The sequence below is a fragment of the Sphingomonas sp. PAMC 26605 genome (assembly GCF_000241485.1).
Classification (GTDB): domain Bacteria; phylum Pseudomonadota; class Alphaproteobacteria; order Sphingomonadales; family Sphingomonadaceae; genus Sphingomonas.
The window spans coordinates 3,279,154-3,304,928 of record NZ_JH584241.1 but is presented as its reverse complement, the minus strand read 5'-3'; the positions used below and the strand labels follow the sequence as shown (position 1 = coordinate 3,304,928).

Annotated in this window: 17 protein-coding genes; 8 read left to right on the top strand and 9 right to left on the bottom strand. The window is 67.1% G+C overall.

Annotated elements, in window-relative coordinates; all coding sequences use genetic code 11:
* The first annotated feature begins 75 nt into the window (after positions 1-75).
* Entirely contained in the window at positions 76-708 is a 633-nt protein-coding gene (locus RH90_RS15285) for a glutathione S-transferase family protein (protein ID WP_010186768.1), read from the top strand.
* A gap of 140 nt (positions 709-848) precedes the next feature.
* Here the strand turns inward: RH90_RS15285 and RH90_RS15280 are convergent, their stop codons facing one another.
* Positions 849-2,156 carry a dicarboxylate/amino acid:cation symporter gene (locus tag RH90_RS15280; RefSeq protein WP_010186766.1) on the bottom strand — a complete coding sequence of 436 codons (1,308 nt, stop codon included), beginning with the start codon at positions 2,154-2,156 and terminating at the stop codon, positions 849-851.
* A gap of 143 nt (positions 2,157-2,299) precedes the next feature.
* On the opposite strand from RH90_RS15280, the gene RH90_RS15275 reads away from it, so the two are divergent.
* Positions 2,300-3,586 (top strand): M24 family metallopeptidase, encoded by a 1,287-nt coding sequence (locus tag RH90_RS15275; RefSeq protein WP_010186764.1) that lies wholly within the window; start codon positions 2,300-2,302, stop codon positions 3,584-3,586.
* Positions 3,587-3,854: 268 nt separating this feature from the next.
* Here RH90_RS15275 and RH90_RS15270 read toward each other — a convergent pair whose 3' ends face one another.
* The 4 genes from RH90_RS15270 to RH90_RS15255 form a co-directional block, all read right to left on the bottom strand.
* Positions 3,855-6,413: a TonB-dependent receptor gene (locus RH90_RS15270; protein WP_010186763.1), complete on the bottom strand. Its 2,559-nt coding sequence runs from the start codon at positions 6,411-6,413 to the stop codon at positions 3,855-3,857.
* A gap of 208 nt (positions 6,414-6,621) precedes the next feature.
* On the bottom strand, positions 6,622-7,632 hold the full coding sequence (locus tag RH90_RS15265; RefSeq protein ID WP_010186757.1) for a YncE family protein: 1,011 nt from the start codon (positions 7,630-7,632) through the stop codon (positions 6,622-6,624).
* A 67-nt stretch (positions 7,633-7,699) separates the two neighbouring features.
* Positions 7,700-9,091: a sensor histidine kinase gene (locus RH90_RS15260; protein WP_010186754.1), complete on the bottom strand. Its 1,392-nt coding sequence runs from the start codon at positions 9,089-9,091 to the stop codon at positions 7,700-7,702.
* Complete coding sequence (locus RH90_RS15255; protein ID WP_010186752.1) at positions 9,078-9,755, bottom strand: winged helix-turn-helix domain-containing protein; 678 nt, start codon at positions 9,753-9,755, stop codon at positions 9,078-9,080. The genes RH90_RS15260 and RH90_RS15255 overlap by 14 nt, the downstream gene beginning before the upstream one ends.
* 186 nt (positions 9,756-9,941) lie before the next feature.
* Between RH90_RS15255 and RH90_RS15250 the strand changes: the two genes are divergently transcribed.
* From RH90_RS15250 to alaS, 4 genes are all read left to right on the top strand, one after another.
* Positions 9,942-11,270, top strand: a complete 1,329-nt coding sequence (locus RH90_RS15250; RefSeq protein WP_010186751.1) for a TolC family protein — start codon at positions 9,942-9,944, stop codon at positions 11,268-11,270.
* Positions 11,267-12,298, top strand: coding sequence for an efflux RND transporter periplasmic adaptor subunit (locus tag RH90_RS15245; RefSeq protein ID WP_010186749.1), 1,032 nt, complete (start codon positions 11,267-11,269; stop codon positions 12,296-12,298). Before RH90_RS15250 ends, RH90_RS15245 begins: the two co-directional genes overlap by 4 nt.
* The gene (locus RH90_RS15240) at positions 12,298-15,363 is read left to right on the top strand and encodes an efflux RND transporter permease subunit (protein WP_029625356.1); all 3,066 of its coding nucleotides are present in this window, start codon (positions 12,298-12,300) and stop codon (positions 15,361-15,363) included. The genes RH90_RS15245 and RH90_RS15240 overlap by 1 nt, the downstream gene beginning before the upstream one ends.
* A 660-nt stretch (positions 15,364-16,023) precedes the next feature.
* Positions 16,024-18,693, top strand: a complete 2,670-nt coding sequence (alaS, locus tag RH90_RS15235; protein ID WP_010186746.1) for an alanine--tRNA ligase — start codon at positions 16,024-16,026, stop codon at positions 18,691-18,693.
* A gap of 17 nt (positions 18,694-18,710) precedes the next feature.
* Here the strand turns inward: alaS and RH90_RS15230 are convergent, their stop codons facing one another.
* The 3 genes from RH90_RS15230 to RH90_RS15220 form a co-directional block, all read right to left on the bottom strand.
* Entirely contained in the window at positions 18,711-18,983 is a 273-nt protein-coding gene (locus RH90_RS15230; RefSeq protein WP_010186744.1) for a hypothetical protein, read from the bottom strand.
* Between the two features lie 40 nt (positions 18,984-19,023).
* Positions 19,024-20,070: a M4 family metallopeptidase gene (locus RH90_RS15225; protein WP_010186742.1), complete on the bottom strand. Its 1,047-nt coding sequence runs from the start codon at positions 20,068-20,070 to the stop codon at positions 19,024-19,026.
* Between the two features lie 385 nt (positions 20,071-20,455).
* Positions 20,456-22,246 carry a cation:proton antiporter domain-containing protein gene (locus RH90_RS15220; protein ID WP_010186740.1) on the bottom strand — a complete coding sequence of 597 codons (1,791 nt, stop codon included), beginning with the start codon at positions 22,244-22,246 and terminating at the stop codon, positions 20,456-20,458.
* Between the two features lie 38 nt (positions 22,247-22,284).
* On the opposite strand from RH90_RS15220, the gene RH90_RS15215 reads away from it, so the two are divergent.
* Positions 22,285-23,481: an FAD-dependent oxidoreductase gene (locus tag RH90_RS15215; protein ID WP_010186737.1), complete on the top strand. Its 1,197-nt coding sequence runs from the start codon at positions 22,285-22,287 to the stop codon at positions 23,479-23,481.
* A gap of 140 nt (positions 23,482-23,621) precedes the next feature.
* Here the strand turns inward: RH90_RS15215 and RH90_RS15210 are convergent, their stop codons facing one another.
* Entirely contained in the window at positions 23,622-24,845 is a 1,224-nt protein-coding gene (locus tag RH90_RS15210) for an NADP-dependent isocitrate dehydrogenase (protein ID WP_010186735.1), read from the bottom strand.
* 160 nt (positions 24,846-25,005) lie between these two features.
* Here RH90_RS15210 and RH90_RS15205 point away from each other — a divergent pair, with 160 nt between their 5' ends.
* Entirely contained in the window at positions 25,006-25,734 is a 729-nt protein-coding gene (locus RH90_RS15205) for a phosphatidylserine decarboxylase (protein WP_010186731.1), read from the top strand.
* Positions 25,735-25,775: the final 41 nt, after the last annotated feature.

Genomic DNA, 25,775 nt, shown 5'->3' with positions numbered 1-25,775 from the left:
GTTACATTACGACTTTAGTGCGAGCTTCCGCGTTCCGCGCTACGATCTAGACGATCGACCCATCGGAGCGCGCGCATGACCCTCATCGTCCACCACCTCAACAATTCGCGTTCGCAGCGCATCCTGTGGATGCTCGAGGAGCTCGGGTTGGCGTACGAGCTCAAGCGCTATCAGCGCGACGCCAAGACGATGCTCGCCCCGCCCGAACTGAAGCGCGTCCACCCGCTCGGTAAGTCACCGATCCTCGAGGACACCGCCGCCGGGCAGACCCTGGCCGAGACCGGTGCGATCATCGACTATCTCGTCGAATATGCCGACGGCAAGCTCGGGCCGCCGGCGCACCGCGACGACGTGCTGCGCTATCGCCAGTTCCTGCATTATGCCGAAGGTTCGGTGATGCCGCCCCTGCTGTTGCTGCTCGTGCTCAACCGCATCCCGGTGATCGGCGCAACCGCTGCGAAGCGCATCCAGCCGATGATCGACGTCCATCTCGACTATGTCGAATCCGAACTCGCCAAGCGCCCGTGGTTCGCGGGCAGCGAGCTGACCGGCGCCGACATCATGATGAGCTTCCCGCTCGAAGCCGCCAAGAGCCGCGCCGGGCTCGACGACAGCCGCCCCGCGACGATCGCCTGGCTCGACAAGATCCACGCCCGCCCGGCCTATCAGGCCGCGCTCGAAAAGGGCGGCCCCTACGCTTATGCGTGAGCAGGCCTGCCACACACTCCGGCACCCCGGGCCCGTCCCGGGTTCCACCGTGATCCCGCTCTTGCCGTCGTAGCACGCGCGGCCCGGTAGACCCCGGCACGAGACCGGGGTGACGGTAGGAAGGAATCGCGCGCTGACCGCTATGCCCGATGCGGCGCGTGCGGCGGTTCGACTTCCGCCGCCACCGGCTCACCAAGCGCGCCCTCCCACTTCGCCACCACCGTGGTCGCCACCGCGTTGCCGACGACATTGGTCGCCGATCGCCCCATGTCGAGGAACTGGTCGACCGGCAGGATCAGCAGCAGCCCCGCCTCGGGGATCCCGAACTGCCCCATCACCGCCGCGATCACGACGAGCGAGGCGCGCGGCACGCCGGCGATCCCCTTCGAGGTGATCATCAGCACGAGCAGCATGACGATCTGCGTGCCGAGCGGCAGGTCGATCCCGTAGACCCGCGCGATGAACAGCGTCGCGAAGGTCATGTACATCATCGACCCGTCGAGGTTGAACGAATAGCCGAGCGGCAGCACGAAGCTCGAGATCCGCCGCAGCACGCCGAACCGGTCGAGCGCCTCGAGCGTGCGCGGATACGCCGCCTCGGACGACGCGGTCGAGAACGCCAGCAGGATCGGCTCGCGGATATAGCGTGCCAGGCCAAACGCCCGCGGCCCGACGAACACGAACGCCGCGCCGAACAGCAGCAGCCACAGCGTCGCGAGCCCCAGATAGAAGCCCCCGACGAACAGCCCGAGCGACCACAATATGCCGAGCCCGTTGACCGTGATGGTCGCGGTGATCGCCGCGAACACCGCCAACGGCGCGCAGCGCATCACGTAATCGGTGATCTGCAGCATCATCGCGGCGAGCGCCTCGGCGCCGCGCACGATCGGTTCGCCCTTCTCGCCGATCGCCGTGAGAGCAACGCCGGCGAACACCGAGAACAACACGATCTGGATGATCTCGTTGGTCGCCATCGCCTCGACGATCGAGGAGGGCACGATATGCGTGATGAAATTGGTGAGGTTGAACGCCTTCTCGTCGAGCCCGACCGAGGCGGCGGGCGGCGGCAGCTTGAAGCCGAAGCCGGTGCCCGGCGCGACCAGGTCGATCACCGCCTCGATCCCGTGGAACAGCAGCAGCCCGAGCGCGAGCGATACGAGCGATGCGGTGACGAACCACGCCATCGTACGCCCCCCGACGCGGCCGAGCGCGGTGATGTCGCCCATATGCGCGATCCCGACGACGAGCGTCGAGAAGACGAGCGGCGCGATGATCATCTTGATCAGCCGCAGGAAGATCGTCGTGACGATCGTGAAGCCCGCGCCGATCTCCTTGAGCCGCGCGGTCGCTTGCGGGCTGCCGTCGGCGATCTGGAAATTGATCGCCCAGCCGACGATCAACCCGAGCACCAGCCCGATCAGAATATAGCTAGTCAGCCGTTTCGCCACGTGTCGCCCCAGTTTTCATCTTTCGGGTCATCAAGGGGAGATTATCCGCGCGGTCAAGCGCACACCGCGGGTCGGGGCCGGTCGGGGCGTTGCGGCTCGAGCGCAGGGCTGGCAGAGCGGTACCCGAATGGGAGAGTGCGAGCATGGCCGATCAGAACCGAACCGCGTTGGTGCCACGCGGAGCGATCACACGGCGCGCGCTCGTCGGCGCAGCGGTCGCGATCCCCGCTTTGTCGTCCGCGGTGGTCCGCGCCTCCGCGCCGGATCTGGCGGGCCTGCGCCCGCTGACCGTCGGCACGACGCCGATCGGACCGGCCGAACGCCGCGCCCGGATCGAGCGCGCGCAGGGGCTGATGCGCGCGAACGGGATCGGCGCCGTCCTGATCGAATCGGGGTCGAGCCTGGTCTATTTCACCGGAATCACCTGGCATCGCAGCGAACGCCTCACCGCGGCGATCCTGCCGGTCGAGGGCGAACCCTGCATCGTCACGCCGTTCTTCGAGGAACCCTCGGTCCGCCAGACGCTCGGCGTCCCGGCCGAGGTGCGCGTCTGGCAGGAGGACGAGGACCCCGCGACGCTCGTCGCCGGTTTCCTGCGCGACCGCAAGCTCGCCGGCCGCCCGATCGCGATCGAGGAGACGGTGCGCTATTTCGCGGTCGACGGGCTCGCGCATGCGCTGCCGGGCGCGAAGATCGTGAGCGCCAACCCCGTCGTGCGCGGCGTGCGGATGCGCAAGACCGCCGCCGAGATCGCGCTGATGCAGACCGCCACCGACGTCACGATCGCGGCCTATCGCTGGACCTGGCCGCGCGTCGAAAAGGGCATGAAGCCAGCCGACATCGCCGCGCTGATGAACGCCGCGACGGTGCAGCTCGGCGGCGACCCCGAATTCGCGCTCGTCCTGATCGGCCCCGCCGCCGCCTTCCCGCACGGCAGCCGCGATCCGCAGATCGTCGCCGACGGGCAGGTCGTGCTGATGGATTGCGGCTGCACCGTGCAGGGCTATCAATCCGACGTCTCGCGCACCTTCGTCTACGGCGCGGCGAGCAAGGAGCAGCGCACGGTGTGGGACCAGGTCCGCACCGGCCAGGCGAAAGCCTTCGCTGCGGCGCAACTCGGCACGCCGGCGGGCGCGGTCGACGACGCGGTCCGCGGCTATTACGCCTCGCTCGGCTATGGCCCGCGCTACGCGCTCCCCGGCCTGTCGCACCGCACCGGCCACGGCATCGGGCTCGACGGACACGAGCCGGTCAACCTCGTCCACGGCGAAACGACCCGGCTTGCGGAGGGGATGTGCTTCTCGGACGAGCCGGGGCTGTATCTGCCCGGCAAGTTCGGCGTGCGGATCGAGGATTGCTTCCACATGACCGCGGCGGGGCCCAAATGGTTCAGCGCGCCGCCGACGTCGCTCGACGCGCCGCTCGGATGACGCGGCGCGGGGCCGGCACGATTGATGCTGTGCTTGCGCCGAAACGGCCTGATGGTGGGGCGGGGTGTCTAGATTTTGGGACGAAGCCGTCGTTCGAGGATTCAGCCGTGAACGTCAGGTTTCAGTTAAACTGGCCATTCGCGGGGCTTTCGAGATCAGCTGGGTCTGCAAGGAAGCGACTTAGCCGAGATTGGTCTCACGCGAGAAAAGTTGCCGCTGCTCCCTGCCATATCACGGCACGGCAAAGCTGTACGATGCGTTCTATCGATCAGAACTTGAACCGGAAGCCCGCCTCGTAGCTTTGATCGTAGAATTCGCGCTGCGTCGTGCGGTTCGCAAATCCTTCATAGTATCGCAGCGGCGAATTGTTCAGGTTCTTCGCATTGAAGTACACCGCCATGTTGCGCGTCGCCTGATAGGACGAGGTCAGATCCAGCTGGGTCCGCTGGTCCTCGAACGTGTCGAACCCGGCACTCCCGCCGGCACCGAAGATCGCCGCATCGACATGACTGAGCGAAAGCCGCAACTGAAGCCCGTGCGCTTCGTAATAGGCCGCAAGGTTGTACGTCAGCGGTGACGTACCCTGCAGGCGACTGGTTTCGCCGGGCCGGATCGCGAATTTCGACCAGACATAGGTCACGTTGCCCAGCACGCCGAAGCCGTCGAACGGGGCCGACAGGAAACTCAGTTTCTGATTGTACTGCGCCTCAATTCCCCGCGCGTGCGAGGTCTTGGTATTGGTGTAGCTGGATACGTCATAGCCCGGAAAGGAAGCGCCGCTGCCGTCGACATAGGTTACGTTCTGCTGGAGATTGTTGACGATATAATTGGTGAATTCCTTGTCGAACCCGCCGACCGACACGATCCCCGAATTGGGCAAATAATATTCGATCTGCGCGTCGAATGCGTTCACCGTAGTGGGCTTGAGATTGGGATTTCCGACCGATACCGCGAGGTTGCCCGTATCGATGACGGCCCCCGACAGCAGCTGCAGGAAACCGGGCCGGCCGATCCCCGTCGAGTAGGTTGCGCGCGCGACGAACTTCGGGGTGATGTCGTAGCGCAGCTGAAGCGTCGGAAAGACATTCGTGTAAGCCGACTTGCGCGCCGAGGGCGTGAAGCGGTTGCCGTTGGTGACGCTCGTCCCGCGATAGGTGCCGTCGGTATTCTCGACGCGCACCCCGGCCAGGACGCCGAGCTTGCCGAACGTGCCGGTATATTGCGCATAGCCTGCATAGACGTTCTCGGTATCGTTGAACGATGCCTGCGCATTGCGCACGGCGTTCGCCGCGCTGGTGAACTGGGCCAAGGGTGCGAGCACCGCGCGGACTGCCCCGATCCCCGGCGCATAGCCGACGTTGAAGGCGCCGTCGTAATAGTCCGTATAGGGGCCGCCGCCCAGCACTGCGGCCAGCGATGTCGTCGGGACGCCCGCATAGCTCAGGTTGTTGGGCTGGTCGATCTTGTCGCGGAAGCGGAGTTTGCCGCCGAACTGGAACCGTCCGTCCCCGCCGAGCAGTGTGGTGGGTACGGTGATGTTGAGCACGCCGGCATATTCGCGGTCGTGCGCCCGTTCGGTGGCGTTATTGGCGCCCGTCAGCGTGAACTGCGTCGGATCGCCTGGATTGAAGCCGGTCGGCGTCAGCGTTGGATACAGTCGCGTGGCATTGTCATAGGCGACGGTGAAGCCGGGCTGCCCAACGCGCGAGAACGTCGTGTTGCGATCATAGTCGCGGTGATAGGTCGAGGCGGTATAGGACAGCTGGTAATCGATGATCACCTTGCCGAAATCGTTGCGACCGCCGGCGGCGGCGATGAAATTGAGGTGCGATTCCTGTTCGTCGCGCAGCGTCACGCGGGCATCGACGCCGGTCGCGGTGATGACGTTGCCACTCTGCGTGGTCGCGTCGCCGAGGCCGCGATATTGCAGGATCGAGCGATGGACCGACTCGGTGTAGCCGGCATTGTTGGCGCGCAGATAATAATGGCTCTGCGCATCCGGGTTCCAGTCGAGCTCGCCCCCGAAACCGAAGCGGCGGCGGTTGTACGAATAGCGCCGCAGGTCGAGCGCATCGAGCACCTTGTCGCCCGGCGTCCCCGGTTGCACCGCATCGAGCAAACCCGGCTCGACGTCGTCGAAGCCGCGCTGGTCGGTGTGGAACGACCCGGTCAGCACGATCGCGAACTGCTTGTCCGGACCGAACGCCGTTCCCGCCGCCGCCTCGCCGATGAAGACATCGCCATTGTTGTGCGCGCTCTGATAGCCGCCGCCGATCGTCCCTTCGAAGAACGGCTTGGTCAGGCCGACCGCGGTGCGCGGCGTCAGTTCGACCGATCCGCCGAGCCCTTCGGCCTCCTGATCGGGTAGCCCGCTCTTGCGGACGACGAGGCGATCGACCGCGCCGATCGGGACCGTATCGAGTTCGACCGCACGACCGCCGCCACCGAAATAGGTGCCGCCGGGCTGGGTGTTGAGCAAGGTGACGCCGCCGAACGTCGTGCCGTTGAGGTTACCGTCGATCCCGCGGATATTGACGAAGCGCCCTTCGCCGGTGTCGATCGCCAGGCTGACGCCGGGAACGCGACCGAGCGCCTCGGCGGCGTTGAAGTCGGGATATTTGACGATGTCCTCGGCGGACTGAACGTTGATGAGATTGGGCGCCGCCTTCTCCTCGGCGCGCGCGGTTTTCGCCGCGCGCGTCGCGGTGACGACGATGTCACTGTCCGCCGGGTCGGCCGGTCCTGCCGCGACCTGGGCGCTCGCGCCGAGCGGTGCCAGCGCGAACGCCGTCGTGGAGATAAGCAACAGTGCTCGCGTCTTCGTCATGGTCCCAGTCCTTGCGCTGAGCGGTCGACAACGACTGCGCGTTATGACGCTCCCGAAGAGGTTCGGGTGGGACTCAATTGTTACAGGACGGCGAATTTATCTTTGTTTCTTATTAGGTTGGCAAGAATCAATATTGGCGCGGCCGGCGCACCGCCACGACTCTATTGAGATCATTCAACAAAATTTCGATGATCGGCAAACCGCACCTTCAGCGCGCTGGTTTGACCACCAGAATATGGAAGGAGCCCGGCACCATCGCGGGACGACCGCCGCCCGCCACTGGCGGGCCGAACGTCGCGGTTGGCAGATACAGCGCGCCAGTCTTGGGATCGAGCGCGCCGGTGCGCGCGCCGACCTCGGTCTTTACCGCACCGACCGCTTCGACACTCGCACCCTTCAGCGAAAGGATGTCGAGCACCCCGTCCTTCCCGCAGGGGATGAAGGCGAGCCCGCGCGCCTCGTCCATGATCACGGCGTCCGGTCCCGAACCGATATCGACGAGCGTGGTCAGCTGCCGCCGACCGGCATCGACGATGGCGGCCTTGCCGTTGGCGCACGAAGCGATCAGGCGGTCGTGCGCGCTGTCATAGCCGAGCCCGGTCGGCGCCTTGCAGCCCGGCAGCGCGATCGCCTTGCCAGCAACCCCACGTGCGACGTCGACCGTCTCGATCTCGTCGGCATCCTCATTGTTGACGAACAGCGTCCCGTCCGCGCCGAACGCGGCATATTCGAGCGCGGGCTTGACCTGAATCGTCCGAGACACCTTGCTCGTAGCGAGCTCGATCACCGACACGGTGCCGCTATCGGCATTCATGACATAGGCATGGGTCTTCTGCGGGTCGAGAATGGCGGCGTCCGGTTTCTTGCCGACCGCGATGCTGGCGGTTTGGGCGCCCGAGCGCAGATCGTACAAGCGCACCGTGCCATCGGTCCCGCTCGTCACCAGCAGCTTGCCGCCGCGCAGCGGCACGACCGCATGGCCGCGCTGCACGCTGCCGAGCGAGGTGACCTTCCCGGTCGCCACGTCCAGCACCGTGACCGCGTTGCTGCGCGCGACATACACGAACGTGCCGTCCTCGTCGGCGCGGGCATAGTCCCACGATCCATCGGGCCCGGCGATCGACTGGGCGACGGCATAGGTCGGCATGGGCTTCGCCGCGAGCGCGGACGGCGTAACGGCAGTGGCGGCGAGCAGGACGAGAAGCGAAGGGCGGCGCATTGCAGTCTCCACGAAGATGAGGGCCGGCTTTTGCCCCAGCACGCGCGCGCGGTCACGTTAGGGATCGCTAACCCACCGACCCACCGCCGGGCTCGACCCCCCGTCCATGCAGCGCGAAAGCGAGGCGCACCCGCAATCCGGGGCGATTGTCGAGCAGGTCGAGGCGAACGTGATGCAGCGCCGCAATGGCGGCGGCCAGCGCCATACCGAGCCCGGCGCCCGGCAAGTTCCGGCTGCGGTCAAGGCGATAGAAGCGCGTCAGCACGGCGTCGCGTTCGTGCGGCGGAATGCCGGGTCCGTCGTCGCTGACGCTCGCGACGATCGCGCCGTCGATCCGCTCGAGCCGGCTGACGATCGTGCTGCCGCGCGGGGTATGGCGGATTGCATTGTCGATCAGATTGGTCATCATCTGCGCCAGCAGTTCGGCATCGCCCTCGACCAGCAGACCGTCGGCATGCTCCGCGACGAGGCTTTTGCCAGCGTCCTCGGCGACCGGCTGATATGCGGCGATCACCCGCCCGACCAATTCGCTCAGGTCGAGTGTAGCGAAGTATTGGCGCCCGTCGCCCCCCTCGAGCGTCCCGATCCGCAACAGCGCCCGGAAGATCGCGAGAACCTCGTCGGTCTGTGCGATAGCGGTGTCGATGCCGGCCTCGATCCGCGCCGGGTCCCGCGCGTCGCGGGTTTGCTCGAGTTGCTGGCGAAGCCGCCCGAGCGGAGTCCGGAGATCGTGCGCGATGTCGGTAGTGACCTGGCGCAGGCCGTCCATCAGCGCGTCGATCCGGTCGAGCATCGCATTGAGGTTGGTGGAAAGCTGGTCGAATTCGCGGCTGATGCCGATCGGCGGCAGGCGCTCCGCCGTATTACCCGCCATCACCCTGCCGATCGCGGCATTGACGCGGTCGAGCCGACGCATGAAGAGCGCGCCGATCGTATAGCCACCCAACAGCGCAAGCCCGGTGATCGCCGCTCCCGCCACGACCAGGAAGCGGTCGAGGCCACGCCGCAATTCCTGAATGTCGTAGGTGTCGGTGGCGACGACGAGCGTGCCGCCGCCGGGGAGGGCAACCCCGAGGCTCTTCAAGGTTTCGGCGGCGGGGTCCTGCGGGTCGTCGTGCACCGCGACCTGCCCCCAGCCGAGCCTGACCGTCGGCGCGCCGATATCGTCGACCAGCAGCCGTCCCGCGCGGTCGATCACCTGGTATCGGAACGCTTCCGCGCCGCTCGCGCGCCGATGCCGGGCGATCGCCCCGAGCAGGCTCGGCCGCCCTCCTTCGCGATCCTCGCCCGCGAGGATCGCGGCCTCGCTGGTCAAGCCGCCTTCGGTGGCGTCGACCGCATAATGCGCGATCGACCGCTCGACGACGCTCAAGACGAGCGCGGATCCCGCTGCGAACGCGAGCGCGAGCAGGCAGGCGAAGCGGAACGCTCCGCTCCGGAAACCGCTAAGCCAGGCCATCGCACCGATAACCCGATCCGCGCACCGTTTGGATCAGTTCCTGATCGAAGCCACGATCGACCTTCGAGCGCAAGCGACTCATGTGGCTTTCGACGATGTTGGTCTGCGGGTCGAAATGGAACGACCACACGTTTTCGAGCAGCATCGTCCGGGTGACGATCTCGCCCGCGTGCCGCATCAGATATTCGAGCAGCTTGAACTCCTGCGCCTGCAACGGGATCGTGCGTCCGCCACGCCGCACGCTGCGCTTGATCAGGTCGATTTCGAGATCGGCGACGCGCAGCACCGTCGCGACATCCTGGGCCGGCTGGCGGCGCAACAGCGCGTTGACCCGGGCGAGAAACTCGATCCCGGCGAACGGCTTGACCAGATAGTCGTCCGCGCCGGCGTCGAGCCCTTCGACACGGTCATGAACCCCGTCGATCGCGGTGAGGAAGATCGCGGGCGCGCGCACGCCGGCCGCGCGAAGCGCCTTGAGCACGCCGAGCCCATCGACCCCAGGGACCATGCGATCGAGGATCAGGACGGCATGATCGCCGCTGGACCCGAGGACGATCGCGTCGCTCCCGTTGTCGCAGGCGTCGACGACATGCCCCGCCGCCACCAGCGTACGCTCCAGATGGGTGCGGGTCGCCTCGTCATCCTCGAGCAGCAGCAGTTTCACCGCATCACCTCCACCAGCCGCCTAGCACGAACGCCTAGCCGGACGTCACGCTTCGCGCGCAAGTTGGGAATAAACAACATCCGGATCATCACCCGCCTATGCCATATCGCGCGATAGGCGCACGTCCGTACCGTCGCCTGGCTTCCGGAGTTGCATGCGTTGAGACGTCCCCTATCGCGCCGCGCCATGGTCGCGCTCGCCGCGCTGAGCGGGGTGACCGGGTGCGCGCGCTACACCCCGCTGCCGCTTGCGACCGCGCCGCCGCTGGCGACCGACGTACGATCGCTGGCGCGCGCGGAAACCATCGTCGGGACGGAGCCGCTGTCGGTCGCGCGGGTGGTCGACCTCGTCCTCGCGAACAACCCCGACCTCAAGGCGGCACGGTTGCGCCGCGAAATCGCCGCGGGCCAGACGCGGCAGGCCGGCGTCCTGCCCAATCCGTCGCTGACCGGCGCCTTCCTTCCGCTGCTGTCGGGTGGCGGGTCGGTGCCCGCGTGGAACATCGGGCTCAGCCAGGACATCAAGGCGCTGCTCACCTACCGCACGCGCCGCCGCGCCGCGATCGACAGCGAACGCCAGGTCGCCGCCGATATCGTCTGGCAGGAATGGCAGGTCGCGGGACAGGCGCGGCAAGTCGCCGGGGACCTGATCCTCGGCGCGGCCAGTCGGCAAAGCTATGTCGCGGCCTATCGATTGCTCGCCGCGCGCAACGCCAAGCTCGAACAGGCGCTCGCCGCGCGCAACGTCACGCTGGTGACGGTCGCGCCCGACCGGGTCGCACTGCAGGCCGCGCGGACCGCGCTCGATGCGCTCGATCAGCGGCAACTGGCTTTAATGCATCAGCTCGACGCGTTGCTCGGGCTCGCGCCGGACGTCGTCGTCCCGCTCGCGACGCAACTCGATCTGCCGCAGTTCGACCCCGCCGCGATCCGCGCCGGGCTCGCGACCTTGCCCGACCGCCGCCCCGATCTGATCGCGCTGCGGCTGGGCTATGCCGCCGCCGACGAACAGTTGCGCCAGGCCATCATCGCGCAGTTCCCCGATCTGGTGCTCGGCGGCAGCGTCAGCAGCGACAGCTCGAAGGTCATCAACAGCGGCCCCAATGCCGCGATCGGCCTGCCGATCTTCGACCGCAACCAGGGCAATGTCTTGATCACCCGTGCGACCCGTGCCCAGCTCCATGCCGACTATACGGCGCGCCTCGCGACGGCGATCGGCACTGTCGGCGCGCTGCTGCGCGAGATCGAGCAGCTGTCCGCGCAACTCGCGGTCGCACGCCGCGACCTGCCTGCGGCGCGCTCCGCCGCCGAGCGGGCGCAGGCCGCGTTCGGCGCCTCCAACATCGACGAGCGGGGCTATGTCGACCTCGTCTACAACCGCTTTGCCAAGGAACAGGAGATCATGACGCTCGAACTGGGGCTGCTCGATCGACAGGTCGCGATCCAGACACTCGTCGGCGATGGCCTGCCAACCGTGGATTTGCCCACCGGCGATGCTCGCACGGTGCCGCAATGAGGGCGCCGCTTTGCCTGTCGATCGCGCTGGCGCTGTCGGGATGCGGCGCGGGGGGTAACTCCGAGGCCGCGCAAACGGCGGTACCGAGCGCGCTCGTTTCCACCGTCGCGCCGGCGCAAGGGTCGTTGCCGCAAACCGTCACCGCTTACGGCTCGGTCGCGCCGGCGCTGAACGGAACGCGCACCTTGAACGAGGCGCAACCGGGCCAGATTACCCGGCTGATGGTCGTACCCGGCACCGCGGTCCGCCGTGGTCAGCCGCTCGCCACCTTCGCCACCGCGCCCGCGTCGCGAAGCCTGTACCGACAAGCGATCGACGCGCTGACCGCGGCGCGCAAGCAACGCACGACCACTGCGCAGTTGTTGTCGCAGCACCTCGCGACGCAGGACCAGCTCGTCCAGGCGGAAAAGGCGGTGTCCGACGCGCAGACCGCGCTCGCCGCGCTGCAGGCGGATGGCGCGGGGAACGGCGAACAGACGCTGACCGCGCCGTTCGACGGCGTCGTCACCGCCGTCAGCGTCGCGCAGGGTGACCGGACGCAAGCGGGCGCGCCGATCCTGACGGTCGCCAAGGCCGGCGGCATCGTCGTGACCGCTGGGGTCGATCCTGCCGAGCGCGGTCGCGTCGCGGTTGGGCAATCGGCGTCGCTCGTCCGGCTGTCGGGCGGAACGCCGCTGGCCGGGCGGGTGCTGCGGGTCAGCACTGCGCTCAATGCCAAGACACGGATGATCGATGTCGACGTGGCATTTCCGGCCGGGAGCCTGTTGCCGGGCGAAGGCATGCAGGTCGCGATCTCCACGGGGCAGATCGCCGGCTGGGTCGTGCCGCATCGGTCGGTCGTCACCGCGGGCCGGCCGGCGCACGTCTTTCAGGTCGGCGGCGGCAAGGCGGTCGCCGTCCCCGTCACGGTGCTGCTCGCCTCCGACGCGGGCGATGTCGTCAGCGGGCCGATTGATCCTCGGCATCGCCTGATCGTCGATGGCGCTTATCAGGTCAGCGACGGTGCCGCCGTGCGGTGGACGCGCTGATGCTCGAACGGTTGCTGCGCGAGCAATCGCGCGCCTTCGTCCTGATCGCCCTCGCGCTGGCGCTGGCGGGGCTCGTCGCCGCGCTGTCTTTGCCGATCGGCCTGTTTCCGCAGGTGTCCTTCCCGCGCGTCGTGGTCGATCTCGATGCCGGCAGCCGCCCCGCCGACCAGACCGCGCTGACCGTCACCCGCCCAATCGAGGAAGCGCTCCGCGCGATTCCCGGTGTGCAGGACGTCCGCTCCGCGACCAGCCGCGGCTCGGCGCAGATCTCGATCGATTTCGGCTGGGGTCGCGACATGGTCGCGAGCACGCTGCTGGTCGATTCGGCGATCGCGCGGACGATCCCGTCGCTCCCGACCGGCACGCAATACACCGTCCGGCGGATGGACCCGACGGTGTTCCCGATCATCTCCTATGCGCTCGTCTCGACCGCCGCCGATCCGGTCGCGCTGCAGGATATCGCGAAATACCAGATAACCCCGCTGCTCTCCGCGGTGCCAGGGCTCGCGCGCGTCGGGGTGCAGGGGGGCGACACCGCCGAGGTGCAGGTGCTCGCCGATCCGCACCGGCTCGCCGATCACACTCTGTCGATGGCCGACCTCGCCACCGCGATCCGCAACGGCAATGTGCTGAGCGCGGTCGGACAGGTGCAGGATCGCGGCCGCCTGTCGCTCGTCATCGCCGATCGCAGCGTGACGACCGCGGCGCAGATCGGCGCGATCGTCGTTTCCGCCGATCCGCAGGGCGTCGTCCGCGTGCGCGACGTGGCGAGCGTGCAGAACGGTGCCGTCCCGGTCTGGCAGCGCATCGTCGAGGACGGCACGCCCGCGGTGCTGTTCAACATCTACGAACAGCCCGACGGCAATGCGGTCCAGATCGCGCAGGCCGTCCAGCAGAAGCTCGCCACGCTTGCGCTCCCGCCTGGCGTCAAATTGGTGTGCTGGTACGACCAGAGCGAGCTCGTCACGCAATCGGTCGCGAGCGTGCGCGACGCGGTGCTGATCGGGCTCGTGCTCGCAGCCCCGGTGCTGCTGGGGTTTCTGCGCAGCTGGCGGGTGACGCTGGTCGCGGTCATCGTCGTGCCCGCGACGCTCGCGGCGACGGTGCTCGTCCTCAGCATGCTGGGGATGAGCTTCAACATCATGACGCTCGGCGGGATCGCCGCGGCGGTCGGGCTGCTGATCGACGACGTCATCGTGATGGTCGAACATATCGCGCGCCGCGCCGGGGCGATCGGCGCGGATGGCCGCCCCGCCGGCGACGCTGCGGTGATCCCGGCGGCGCGCGAGTTCCTCGCGCCGCTCACCGGATCGAGCCTCGCGACGCTGATCGTGTTCGTGCCGCTGTCGTTCCTGACCGGGGTCACCGGCGCCTTCTCCAAGGCGCTGTCGCTGACGATGGCGGCGGCGCTCGCAATCTCCTGGGCGATGACCGCCTTCGTGGTGCCGGTGCTGGTGCGCTGGCTGGTCGATTTCAGCGCGTGGCATGACCCCGGTTCTCCCGGCGTCGGGCGTGTGGCGCGGGTCCACGACCGCATTCTCGACCGGCTGTCGGCGCGACCCTGGCTGCTTGCCGTCGCCGCAGTGCCACTGCTGGTGATCGGCTATATCAGCTACGAAAACGTGCCGAGCGGCTTCATGCCAAAGGTCGACGAAGGCGGGTTCGTAATGGACTATTACACCGCGCCCGGCACGTCGCTCGACGAGACCGGCCGGCAGGTTGGCCAGATCGACGCGATGCTGAAGGCCAATCCGGCGGTCCTGACCTTCTCGCGCCGGCTCGGCACCGGGCTCGGCGGCGATCTCGGGCAAAGCTATCACGGCGACTATTTCGTGCGGCTCAAGCCCGATCATGCCGCCCCGACCGAGGAAATCGCGGCGGCGGTGGCGGACCGGATCACCGCGGAGGTGCCCGGCGTCCAGGTCGAGGTCGCGCAGCTGATCGAGGATCTCATTGGCGATCTGACCGCAGTGCCGCAGCCGATCGAGGTGAAGCTCTATGCCACCGACCCTTCGGTCCTGCAGAGCGAGGCGCGCAAGGTCGCCGCGCTGATCGGCAAGATCGACGGCGTGGTCGAGGTCAAGGATGGGGTGCAGCTCGCGGGGGATGCGCTCGACGTCCATGTCGATCCGGTCCGCGCCGGGCTCGAGGGCGTTTCCCCCGCCGATGTCGAGGCGCAACTCAGCGCCGCGTTGACCGGGAGCGTCGCCACCACGCTCGCCCAGCCGAGCAAGGCGGTCGACGTGCGCGTGCGCTTGCCCGATGCGCTGACGCTCAGCGAAGCCGGGCTCGCCCAATTGCCGATCCGCGCGAGCGACGGGCACGTCTTCGCGCTGTCGCGCGTCGCGACGATCGAGTCGGTGACGGGCCAGCCGCAGATCAGCCGCGAGAATCTCGAGCCGATGATCGCGGTGACCGGGCGGATCCAGGGCCGCGGCATCGGTGCGGCGGTCGGCGACGTGCAGGCGGCGCTCGACCGGCCAAGCGTTCTCGGCGCCGGTGTGCGCTACGAACTGGGCGGCCTCTACCAGCAGCAGCAGATCGCCTTTGCCGGGCTGATCAAGGTGTTCGGCGCGGCGCTGATCGCGGAACTGGCGTTGCTGCTGATTCTCTATCGCCGTTTCTGGTTGCCGCTGATCATCATCGGCTGTTCGCTGCTGTCGACCACCGCGGTGTTCACGGCGCTCTGGGCGGCGGGGGTCGATCTCAACATCACCGCGCTGATGGGTATGACGATGATCATCGGCATCGGGACCGAGATGGCGATCTTCTACGTCTCGGAATTCGAGGAACTGGCCCGGACCATGCCGTCCGCGGAAGCGACGCGCGCGGCAAGCCGCAACCGGCTCCGCCCGATCACGATGACGACGCTGGCGGCGATCTTCACGCTGCTGCCGCTGGCGCTGGCGATCGGCCAGGGCTCGGGGATCCAGCAGCCGCTCGCGATTGCGATCATTGCCGGCCTCATGCTGCAATATCCATTAGTGCTGCTTGCGATGCCGGTCCTCGTCCGGCTCACGTTACCAAAGGAGGGGCGACATCCTGTCCCGGTTCCGACGCCTTGATCTTACCGTGGGACAACCAGCTTATCGGTCGTGCCCCATAACCGGCCGTTCGCCGCGACCTTTCGTCCTCCATTGCTGTCGGCGGTCAGATTCACGGGCAACCCGGCACCGATCACGATTGTGCGACAAACAGGTTTTTACGGCATTCGGCCGATGCGAGGCCGAACGTCACGCTGCGTCAATCGTAAACGTCCCAACGACTGACCGCCTGCGCTGCTCGATGTAAGACCGATCTCGAGATTCCGTGATGTGCGATTGAACTGCAACAACTGGTCCCGCATTCGTCCAGCTGCTTAATTGCGTGCGAATGACCGGTTCAGGCATGAGCGGACGTTCGAGCGTCCACCGCGGAATGGCTTAAACTGGTCGCTTGCCGACATGGCTCTGTCCTACATCGCCGCAGTTATGGTATGGAGCGATGCTGCTCTTTGAAATCGTCGGATCCACCGCATCTGCATTAGCGCAGGAATGGAAACGATCGCATTTTTAAATACCACGTCTAGGGGTCAATCGCGTCAACCAGCTACTCCGTTCAACGCTCCGTCCCCGCCTCCGCACACCCGAGACCGCAACCATCGGCATCATCACCATCGCAATACCGCGCCAAGACCAACCGCCCCCCGCTTGAGCTAAGCCGCGCGCTCGCCTAAGCCCACGCGCATGACCCAGCCTTCGATCTCGACGCCCGTCTCGACCAACGACATCCGTCGCAGCTTCCTCGACTATTTCGCGGGCGAGGGCCACGCCAAGGTCGCCTCGGCGCCGCTCGTGCCGCAGAACGATCCGACGCTGATGTTCGTCAATGCCGGGATGGTGCCGTTCAAGAACGTCTTCACCGGGCTCGAATCGCGACCGTACGTCACCGCCACCTCGTCGCAGAAGTGCGTCCGCGCCGGCGGCAAGCATAACGACCTTGACAATGTCGGCTATACCGCGCGCCACCACACTTTCTTCGAGATGCTCGGCAATTTCTCGTTCGGTGATTATTTCAAGGAGCGCGCGATCACGCTCGCCTGGAATTTGCTGACCGGAGAATGGGGGATCGACCCCGACCGGCTGACCGTCACCGTCTATCACACCGACGACGAGGCGTTCGACCTGTGGCGCAAGATCGCCGGGCTCCCCGAAGAGCGCATCATCCGCATCGCGACCAACGACAATTTCTGGTCGATGGGCGACACCGGGCCGTGCGGTCCGTGCTCGGAGATCTTCTTCGATCACGGCGATCACATCCCCGGCGGCCCTCCCGGCAGCCCCGACGAGGATGGCGACCGCTTCGTCGAGATCTGGAACCTGGTCTTCATGCAATATGAGCAGGTAGACAAGGACACGCGCAACCCGTTGCCGCGCCCGTCGATCGACACCGGCATGGGGCTCGAGCGCGTCGCCGCGGTGCTGCAGGGCGTCCACGACAATTACGACACCGATACCTTCAAGGCGCTGATCGCCGCCTCGGTCGCGCAGTCGGGCGCGGCGTTGACGGCGGAGACGCAGGCGAGCCACCGCGTGATCGCCGATCATCTGCGCTCGTCGGGCTTCCTCGTCGCCGATGGCGTGCTGCCGTCGAATGAGGGGCGCGGTTATGTGCTGCGCCGGATCATGCGCCGCGCGATGCGCCATGCGCACCTGCTCGGCGCGAAGGAGCCGTTGATGCACCGGCTCGTCCCCGCGCTCGTCGCGGAAATGGGCGCGGCGTACCCCGAGCTCGTCCGTGCACAGGCTTCGATCGAATCGACCTTGCTGCAGGAAGAGACCCAGTTCCGCCGCACGCTCGTCAACGGCCTGCGCCTGCTCGACGAGGCGACCGCGAGCATGGCGCCGGGCGCGACGCTCCCCGGCGAGACCGCGTTCAAGCTCTACGACACGTTCGGCTTCCCCTACGATCTGACCGAGGACGCGCTGCGCGCACAGGGCTTCGGCATCGACCGCGCGGGCTTCGACGTGGCCATGGCCGAGCAGAAGCGCGCCGCGCGCGCCGCCTGGAAGGGCTCGGGCCAGCGCGCCTCCGACGACGTCTGGTTCGACATCGCCGAGGCGACCGGCAGCACCGAATTCATCGGCTACACCGCCGAGGAAGGCGAGGGCCAGGTCGTCGCGATCGTCAAGGACGGCGTGCGCGTCGAGCGCGCCAGCGCGGGCGAGAGCGTCGAGATCCTGTTCAACCAGACGCCGTTCTACGCCGAGAGCGGCGGGCAGGTCGGCGACACCGGCACGCTCACCGCGCCGGGCGTGCTCGGGCAGGTCGAGGACACGCGGAAGTATCTTGGTCGCCTGTTCGCGCACGCCACGACGATCGCCGAGGGCGAGATTGCGGTCAGTGACGCGCTCCACCTGACGATCGACCGCGCGCGGCGCGACCGCATCCGCGCCAACCACAGCGCGACGCATCTGCTCCACGAGGCGCTGCGCCAGCGGCTCGGCTTGCACGTCGCGCAGAAGGGGAGCCTGGTCGCGCCCGAGCGCCTGCGCTTCGATTTCTCGCAGCCGAGCGCGATCGATCCCGCCGCACTCGCCTTGGTCGAGGCCGATGTGAACTACCACATCCGCGCCAATGGCCCGGTCGCGACGCGGCTGATGACGCCCGACGAAGCGATCGAAGAAGGCGCGATGGCGCTGTTCGGCGAGAAATACGGCGATGAGGTCCGCGTCGTCTCGATGGGCACCGAAGGCGATAAGACCTATTCGCTCGAGCTGTGCGGCGGCACGCACGTTCGCGCGCTCGGCGATATCGGGTTGTTCGCGGTAATTGGCGAGGGCGCGGTGTCGTCGGGCATCCGCCGCGTCGAGGCGCTCACCGGCGAAGCCGCGCGCGCCTATTTCACCGGCCGCGACGAGAAATTGCGCGAGGCGGCGACCGCGCTCAAATCCTCGCCCGACGAAGTGCCCGCGCGCGTCGCCGCCTTGGTCGAGGATCGGCGTCGGCTCGAGCGCGAACTGGCCGAAGCCAAGAAGGCGCTCGCGCTCGGCGGCGGGGCGGGGGCGGCACAAGCTGGCCCCGACACGATCAACGGCGTCGCCTTCCTCGGCCAGATGGTCGACGGCCTCGACCCCAAGGGTCTGCGCGGCACCGTCGATGAGATGAAACAGCGCATCGGGTCGGGCGTGGCGATGATCGTCGCGGTCAACGACGGCCGCGCCTCGGTCGCGGTCGGCGTCACCGCCGATCTCGTCGCGACGCGGAGCGCGGTCGACCTGCTTAAGATCGCGGTCGCCACGCTCGGCGGGCAAGGCGGCGGCGGCCGGCCCGACATGGCGCAGGGCGGCGGACCCGACGGCGCCAAAGCCGATGCGGCGATCGCCGCGGTCAAGGCGGCGCTGGCGACCGCCTGACACCCCCGCGCTGGATCTCAGTCGAGCGTGCTCTGCACGCTCGCCAGCAGTGCGGCCGGTACCTGATCGGGGAGCGCATCGACCGTCTCGGTCGCGCCGTCGCCGGTCCGCGTCAGCCGGTAATAGAGATTGGCGTTGACCTTCGCCCGCGCGGCGAACAGCCGCTCGAGCGCCGCCTGGTCGGCCGAAGACAAAGCGGACCAGGCGATCTTGCCGCGTTGGTGGACATGGCTTCCCGGCCCACCCGCGCCGACGAACCCGCCAAACGCCTCGATCGTGATCTCGCGCATAGCGACAGCCTTTGTTGGAACGACCGCCGCTTGGCCCGGATCACAAGCCGATAGCAGTCCAAGCGTTGTCGACAGCAGTATGGATCGAAGCGTCATCGGGAAACAAGCTCTTCGCGGAAGTCCGGGTGCGCGCAGCAAATTGCGCCATTTTCATGTTCGGCGTCGCGGGTGCCGTCGTCAGCGCCCTGTACCATATCTTGCCCGCCTTTTCCCAGGAATGCCCGCCGATCGCCTTCGCGGCCTTGTAGAAAGCGAGATTGGGCGGTCCGCTCGAGCTATGCGGGTCGAGATTGCCGATGCCGGGATAGTAATGGGCGGGCTGCGGTGCCATGGCGTGGGCGCTGTCGGGCGCGGCCATGTCGCGCAGGCCGGTAAAGCCTTTCTTATGCGCGAGCGGCCCCATGATGTCGGCGCCGATCAGCCAGTCGGCCTGATGAACGTCCTGCCGCTTTTCCCATTGCCGGAACATCGAGCCGAACACGTCGGACATGCTTTCGTTGAGCCCGCCCGCTTCGCCCGAATAAGCGAGACCGAGACTGTGTTGCGTGACGCCGTGGGTGAGTTCGTGGCAGATCACGTCGTTGCCGCGCGTAAAGTCGAGGAAGATCTGGCCGTCGCCATCGCCATAGGTCATCTGGGCGCCGTTCCAGAAGGCGTTGTTATACTTCACGCCGTAATGGACCGAGGAGACCAGCGTCATGTGGTTGCCGTCGATCGAATCGCGCTGGAAGATATCCCAATAGAATTTCGCGACGTTTTCGGACTCGCCATAGGCGCGCTTGATCGTTCCAGTGGTGGACGAGCCCGGATTGGCCACCTGCGCGCCCGGCAGCGTCATCGTATGATGACAATCGAAGATATGCGCCGCGGGAAGCGCTTGCGGGAGCGCCGCGTTGCTCGCGCCCTTCGCGATCGGGAGCTGGATCGCGGCCAGCGTCAGCGCCGCGTTCTGCTGGCGCAGCGCGCGGATCTGGTCGCTGAGCGCGGCGGTGTGATGCAGCGCCTGGCGGGTTTCGTCGGATAGGTCGGGATCGGATGCGAACCGGAGCAGCACGTCGTCCGGAATGATGCAGCAACGACAAGCCATGTTACCCCCTCCTGAGCGATGATGAAGCGATGACGCGATCACGCGCGCAGCACGGCGGGCCGCCGGAAGGTCCCACCACGACCGTCGCAGCAGCGGCCGGGTCCACCGCGGGTTCGGTTCGATCGGGGATGGTTTCGACAGTGCGACCGGTGGCGCCGCTCTTGGTCGCACTCGTGGTCGGTGTCGTCAAAGCCGGTTGCGGCAGTTCCGGACCGACCCGGATGACGGTCGGCGCGAGCCCGGGGCACGATACGCCCGCGCGCGCGCAAGAGTCAGCGCTACGTTACGGAGATACCCTGAAGAATTATCGCGCGCGCATGCCTTATCGAGCAGATGTCATTGCAGCGTTTCGGACCTTGTTTCCGGGGAAAGCGGCGATGCGCCCTCAGCTCATCGTTCCTTCGGTGCGAACCCCGCTGCGAACGCGCTTGAGCCGTGGGACGACCTCCATCTCGGCTGCGGCCTTGATCTCCTGCCGCAGTTCGTCGCGCTTTTCGTGGATCGACGCGATCACCGGCCCGACCGCGACGCCGAGATCGGTCAGCACCGCCTCGGCGAGTTGCAGCGAGCTTTCGAGCGTCTCGGGCACCGCATCGCTCGCGCCCGCCTTGTAGAGCTGCGCGGCATGCGCCGTGTCGCGCGCGCGGACGATGATCGGGAGATCGGGCACCCAGCCGCGGACGCGCCGAGTCATCGAGATGCTCAGCACGGGATCGTTCATCGTCAGGATCAGCGCCTTGGCGCGCCCCAGGTTGAGCCGGTCGACCAGCTCGGGACGCACCACGTCGCCGAAGATCACCGGATAGCCTTCGGCGCGCGCAGCGGTGACCGCGTCGATATCGGCCTCGACCGCGACATAGGGCTGGCCGTGGACCGCGAGCATGTCGCACACCATCCGCCCGACGCGGCCGAAGCCGATCACCACGGTACCTGGTCCCTCGGGCGAAATCTCGGCCTCGGGCAGCGTATCGGCGCGTTGCTCAATCCGTTTCGCCGCGCGCTTGCCGAGCATCGCCAGCAGCGGCGTGATCGTCAGGCCGATCGCGGTCACGGTCTGCCAGAAGCTCGCAAGCCCGGGCGCGAGCAGCTGCGCCTGGCTCGCCGCACCGAGCACGATCAGCGTCGTCTCGGACGGGCTGCCCATCAACACGCCGGTCTCGGCGGCGACCCCGCCGCGGATTCCCGACAGCCGCAGCAGGCCGAAGGTCACCACCGCCTTGATCGCGACGACCGCGGCGATGCCGAGCAGGTAGCGGCTCCAGTCGGCGAGGATCGCGCCGATATCGACGCTCATCCCGACGGTAATCAGGAACACCCCGAGCGCGAGCCCCTTGAACGGCGCGGTCATCACTTCGACCTCGCTGTGATAGTCGGTTTCGGCGATCAGCAGCCCGGCGATCAGCGCACCGACGATCGGCGACAGGCCCGCCGCGGTGGTGGCAAGGCTCGCCGCGATGACGACGAGCAGCGAGGCGGCGAGGAAGAGCTCTGGGCTCTTGGTCCGCGCCGCCTGGGCGAACAGCCGCGGGAGCAGCAGCCGTCCGCCGACGAACAGGATCGCGACGGTCAGCACCGCAAGGCCGCCGACCTTCGCGAACCCCGACCATCCCGCCGCCGCCGCCATCGGGCCGAGCGCACCCAGCACGAAGATGATCGGGACGAGCGCCAGATCCTCGAACAGCAGCATCGCAAAGGCGGTGCGCCCGACCGGGCTTGCGGTCCCCGCGATCGGCAGGACAAGCGCGGTCGACGACAGCGCGAGCGCGATGCCGAGCGCCATCGACCCCGTCCAGTTAAGGCCCAGCAGCAGATGCAACCCCGTGCCGAGGATGATGCCCGATGCGATCAGCTGCGCCGCGCCCGTTCCGAACACCAATTGGCGCATCGACCAAAGCCGCTTGAACGACAATTCGAGCCCGATCGAGAACAGCAGCAACACGATGCCGAATTCGGCGAAGGGTTCGATCGCATGCGGATCGGAGATGGTGATGTGGTACAACCAGGGGTAGCTCGTGACGAGCGCGCCGAGCCCGAACGGCCCGACGAGCAGGCCGACCAGGATGAAACCGATAACGGGGCTGATCTTCGCGCGGGCGAAGGCCGGGATGACCAGTCCCGCTGCGCCGAGAATGACGAGCGCGTCGCTGAAACCGGAAGAGAGAAGGGGGGATGCCATGTCACTGTTAGACCAGCTCGAAGACGCTTTGTCAGCCGATGCGTGACGTGGATGTGGTGATTGTCGGCGGTGGGCCGGCCGGGCTGGTCGCCGGGCTGTTGTTCGCCCGTGCCGGATTGCAGACGGTGGTGCTCGAAAAACATGGCGACTTCCTCCGCGATTTCCGTGGGGACACGGTGCATCCTTCGACACTGCGGATCTTCGCCGAGCTCGGATTGCTCGATGCGCTGCTCGCGCGTCCGCATCAGAAGTTGCGCATGCTCGGTGCGCGGATTGCTGGTGAGCAGCTCGAGCTCGTCGATTTCACGCATCTGCCCGTACCCGCGCCCTACATCGCGTTGATGCCGCAATGGGAGTTTCTCGATTTCGTCGCGGCGGCGGCGGGGCGGTATCCGGGCTTCGCGCTGCGGCGGAATTGCCGCGCTGTCGGGCCGATCGAAGCTGGCGGGCGCGTGGTCGGCGTGCGGACGGGCGATGGCGACGCGATCGAAGCGCGGCTCGTGCTCGCGTGCGATGGCCGGGATTCGCATTTTCGGGCCGGGCTGCCGCTGACCACGGTCGGGGCACCGATGGACGTCTTCTGGTTCCGCCTGCCGAAGACCGAAGCGCCCGACAACGCGTCGATGGGGGTGTTCGACCGCGGCCGGATCTTCGTGCTGATCGACCGCGGTGCTTATTGGCAATGCGCCTTCGTCTTCGCGAAGGGCGCGGCCGACCAGATCCGCGGCGAGGGGATAGCCGCGTTTCGCGAACGCGTCCGCGCGGTCGGGCCGGAAACGGCGGGCGTGGATGCGGCGCTACCGGATTGGGACGCGGTGAAGTTGCTGAGCGTGAGCGTCGACCGGCTCGAGCGCTGGCATCGGCCGGGGTTGCTGGTGATCGGCGATGCGGCGCACGCGATGTCGCCGATCGGCGGGATCGGGATCAATCTGGCGGTCCAGGATGGGGTCGCGGCGGCGAACGTGCTGGCGGGGCCGATGGCGGCGGGCGCTGATCCCGATCCGCTGCTCGAACGGGTCGAGCGACGGCGAAAGGGACCCGCAAGGGTGACGCAGGAGGCGCAACTCCTGGTGCAGGACCGCGTGATCGCACCGTTGCTGGCGAGCTCGGCGCCGGTGACCCAGCCGCCGCTAGCGGCGCAGCTGCTCGATCATCTGCCGCTGCTCAGGCGGCTCCCGGCCCGATTGATCGGGCTCGGCCTCCGGCCGGAGCATGTGCGGTCGCCCGAGGGGTAGCCGAAAAATCCTCCCCCGCCAGGGGGAGGTGGCGCCGAAGGCGACGGAGGGGGAGGAAGCGGCACCTCCGCAACAGAGCGCCGCGCCCCCGCCCCCTCCGTCCCGCTGCGCGTGCCCCCCTTGCGGGGGAGGATTGCGCCTCAGCCGGTGATCTCGCCCATCTTGGCTTCGAGGTTGACGCGGACCTGCTCGAAGAATTGCTCGGTCGTCATCCACGGCTGTTCCGGGCCGATCAACAGCGCGAGATCCTTGGTCATGTGACCGTCCTCGACCGTCTTGATGCAGACGCGCTCGAGCGTCTCGGCGAACTTGGTCACCTCGGGCGTACCGTCGAACTTGCCGCGATACTTGAGGCCGCCGGTCCAGGCGAAGATCGACGCGATCGGGTTGGTCGAGGTCGCCTTGCCCTGCTCGTGCTGGCGGAAGTGGCGCGTGACGGTGCCGTGTGCGGCTTCCGCCTCGACGGTCTTGCCATCCGGGGTCAGCAGCACCGAGGTCATCAGGCCGAGCGAGCCGAAGCCCTGTGCAACCTGGTCCGACTGAACGTCGCCGTCATAGTTCTTGCACGCCCAGACGAACTCGCCGTGCCACTTGAGCGCCGATGCGACCATGTCGTCGATCAGGCGATGCTCGTAGACGATGCCCGCTTCCTTGAACTTGTCCTTGAACTCGGCCTCGAACACCTCGGCGAAGAGGTCCTTGAAGCGGCCGTCATAGGCCTTGAGGATCGTGTTCTTGGTCGACAAATACACCGGCCACTTCAGGTTGAGGCCGTAATGCATCGAGGCGCGGGCGAAATCGCGGATCGAATCGTCGAGATTGTACATCGCCATCGCGACGCCGGGGCTCGGGAACTGGAAGACTTCCTGGTCGATGACCTTGCCGTCGTCGCCCTCGAACACCATCCGCAGCTTGCCGGGGCCGGGGACGAGGAAGTCGGTCGCGCGATACTGGTCGCCGAAGGCGTGGCGGCCAACGACGATCGGGTGCGTCCAGCCCGGGATCAGGCGGGGGACGTTCTTGATCACGATCGGCTCGCGGAAGATCGTGCCGCCGAGGATGTTGCGGATCGTGCCGTTGGGCGACTTCCACATCTTCTTGAGGCCGAATTCCTCGACGCGCTGCTCGTCAGGGGTGATCGTCGCGCACTTCACGCCGACGCCGTATTTCTGGATCGCACGCGCGCTGTCGACGGTGATCTTGTCGTCGGTATTGTCGCGGCTCATCATGCCGAGGTCGTAATATTCGAGATCGATGTCGAGATAGGGGAGGATCAGGCGCTCGCGGATCCACTGCCAGATGATCCGCGTCATCTCGTCGCCATCGATTTCCACGACGGGCGTCTTTACCTTGATCTTGGCCATTTCCGCTCTTTCCTGAAGGGAGGTTTGGGGAGCGTCTAGGAGCAAGGCGCGCGCTGATCAACCCGCGCCGCGTGTCGCGACGGACGCCGGCTCGGCCGACCGCGACTGCCGCTCGGGTTGGCGATTGTCGCGGGGAGGGGGGTCGGCTACAGTTTCGCGCATGATATCCAACGACAAGCCGAACCCGCCCGCCGAAGCCGTCAAATGGCGAGTGCCCGACCTGCACCCCGAAGGCCGCAAATATGTCGCGATCGCGCTGCTGATCGCCTTTCTTGCGTGGCTCTTCGTGCCCGTCTTGACCTGGCCGTTGCTCGGGCTGGCGTTGTGGGTCGCCTTGTTCTTCCGCGATCCGGTGCGCGTCACGCCATCGGGTGACGGGCTGATCATTTCACCCGCCGACGGACTCGTCTCGATGATCGAGCGCGTGCCGGTGCCACGCGAGCTTGCGGGGCCGAACGGGCTGGGCGATGCGCCCTTGATCCGAGTGTCGGTCTTCATGTCGGTGTTCGACGTCCACATCAACCGGACGCCGATCGCGGGGACGGTCAAGCAGGTCGTCTACATTTCGGGCAAGTTCGTGAACGCCGAGCTCGACAAGGCGAGCGAGGACAATGAACGCCAGCATCTCGTGGTCGAGGGGCGCGATGGTCGGCGGATCGGCTTTACGCAGATCGCCGGGCTGCTCGCGCGGCGAATCGTGCCGTTCGTCAAGCCGGGCGATATGGTTGCGGCGGGCCAACGGATCGGGCTGATCCGCTTCGGCAGCCGGCTCGACGTCTTCCTGCCCGACGATTGCGCCTGCCAGGTGGTGCTCGGCCAGCGCAGCGTCGCGGGTGAAACGATTCTCGGGCGCGTCGGCGGAACGGTTGCGAGCGGGATCGCGCAGTGAGGCTCCGTACGATTCGGTTGCACGTTCGATCGACCCCGGCC

Bases quoted from the DNA above. Each gene is read 5' to 3' on its own strand.
- RH90_RS15285 (WP_010186768.1), top strand. From the start codon at position 76: ATGACCCTCATCGTCCACCACCTCAACAATTCGCGTTCGCAGCGCATC.
- RH90_RS15275 (WP_010186764.1), top strand. From the start codon at position 2,300: ATGGCCGATCAGAACCGAACCGCGTTGGTGCCACGCGGAGCGATCACA.
- RH90_RS15270 (WP_010186763.1), bottom strand. From the start codon at position 6,413: ATGACGAAGACGCGAGCACTGTTGCTTATCTCCACGACGGCGTTCGCG.
- RH90_RS15265 (WP_010186757.1), bottom strand. From the start codon at position 7,632: ATGCGCCGCCCTTCGCTTCTCGTCCTGCTCGCCGCCACTGCCGTTACG.
- RH90_RS15260 (WP_010186754.1), bottom strand. From the start codon at position 9,091: ATGGCCTGGCTTAGCGGTTTCCGGAGCGGAGCGTTCCGCTTCGCCTGC.
- RH90_RS15250 (WP_010186751.1), top strand. From the start codon at position 9,942: ATGGTCGCGCTCGCCGCGCTGAGCGGGGTGACCGGGTGCGCGCGCTAC.
- RH90_RS15245 (WP_010186749.1), top strand. From the start codon at position 11,267: ATGAGGGCGCCGCTTTGCCTGTCGATCGCGCTGGCGCTGTCGGGATGC.
- RH90_RS15240 (WP_029625356.1), top strand. From the start codon at position 12,298: ATGCTCGAACGGTTGCTGCGCGAGCAATCGCGCGCCTTCGTCCTGATC.
- alaS (WP_010186746.1), top strand. From the start codon at position 16,024: ATGACCCAGCCTTCGATCTCGACGCCCGTCTCGACCAACGACATCCGT.
- RH90_RS15230 (WP_010186744.1), bottom strand. From the start codon at position 18,983: ATGCGCGAGATCACGATCGAGGCGTTTGGCGGGTTCGTCGGCGCGGGT.
- RH90_RS15225 (WP_010186742.1), bottom strand. From the start codon at position 20,070: ATGGCTTGTCGTTGCTGCATCATTCCGGACGACGTGCTGCTCCGGTTC.
- RH90_RS15220 (WP_010186740.1), bottom strand. From the start codon at position 22,246: ATGGCATCCCCCCTTCTCTCTTCCGGTTTCAGCGACGCGCTCGTCATT.
- RH90_RS15215 (WP_010186737.1), top strand. From the start codon at position 22,285: ATGCGTGACGTGGATGTGGTGATTGTCGGCGGTGGGCCGGCCGGGCTG.
- RH90_RS15210 (WP_010186735.1), bottom strand. From the start codon at position 24,845: ATGGCCAAGATCAAGGTAAAGACGCCCGTCGTGGAAATCGATGGCGAC.
- RH90_RS15205 (WP_010186731.1), top strand. From the start codon at position 25,006: ATGATATCCAACGACAAGCCGAACCCGCCCGCCGAAGCCGTCAAATGG.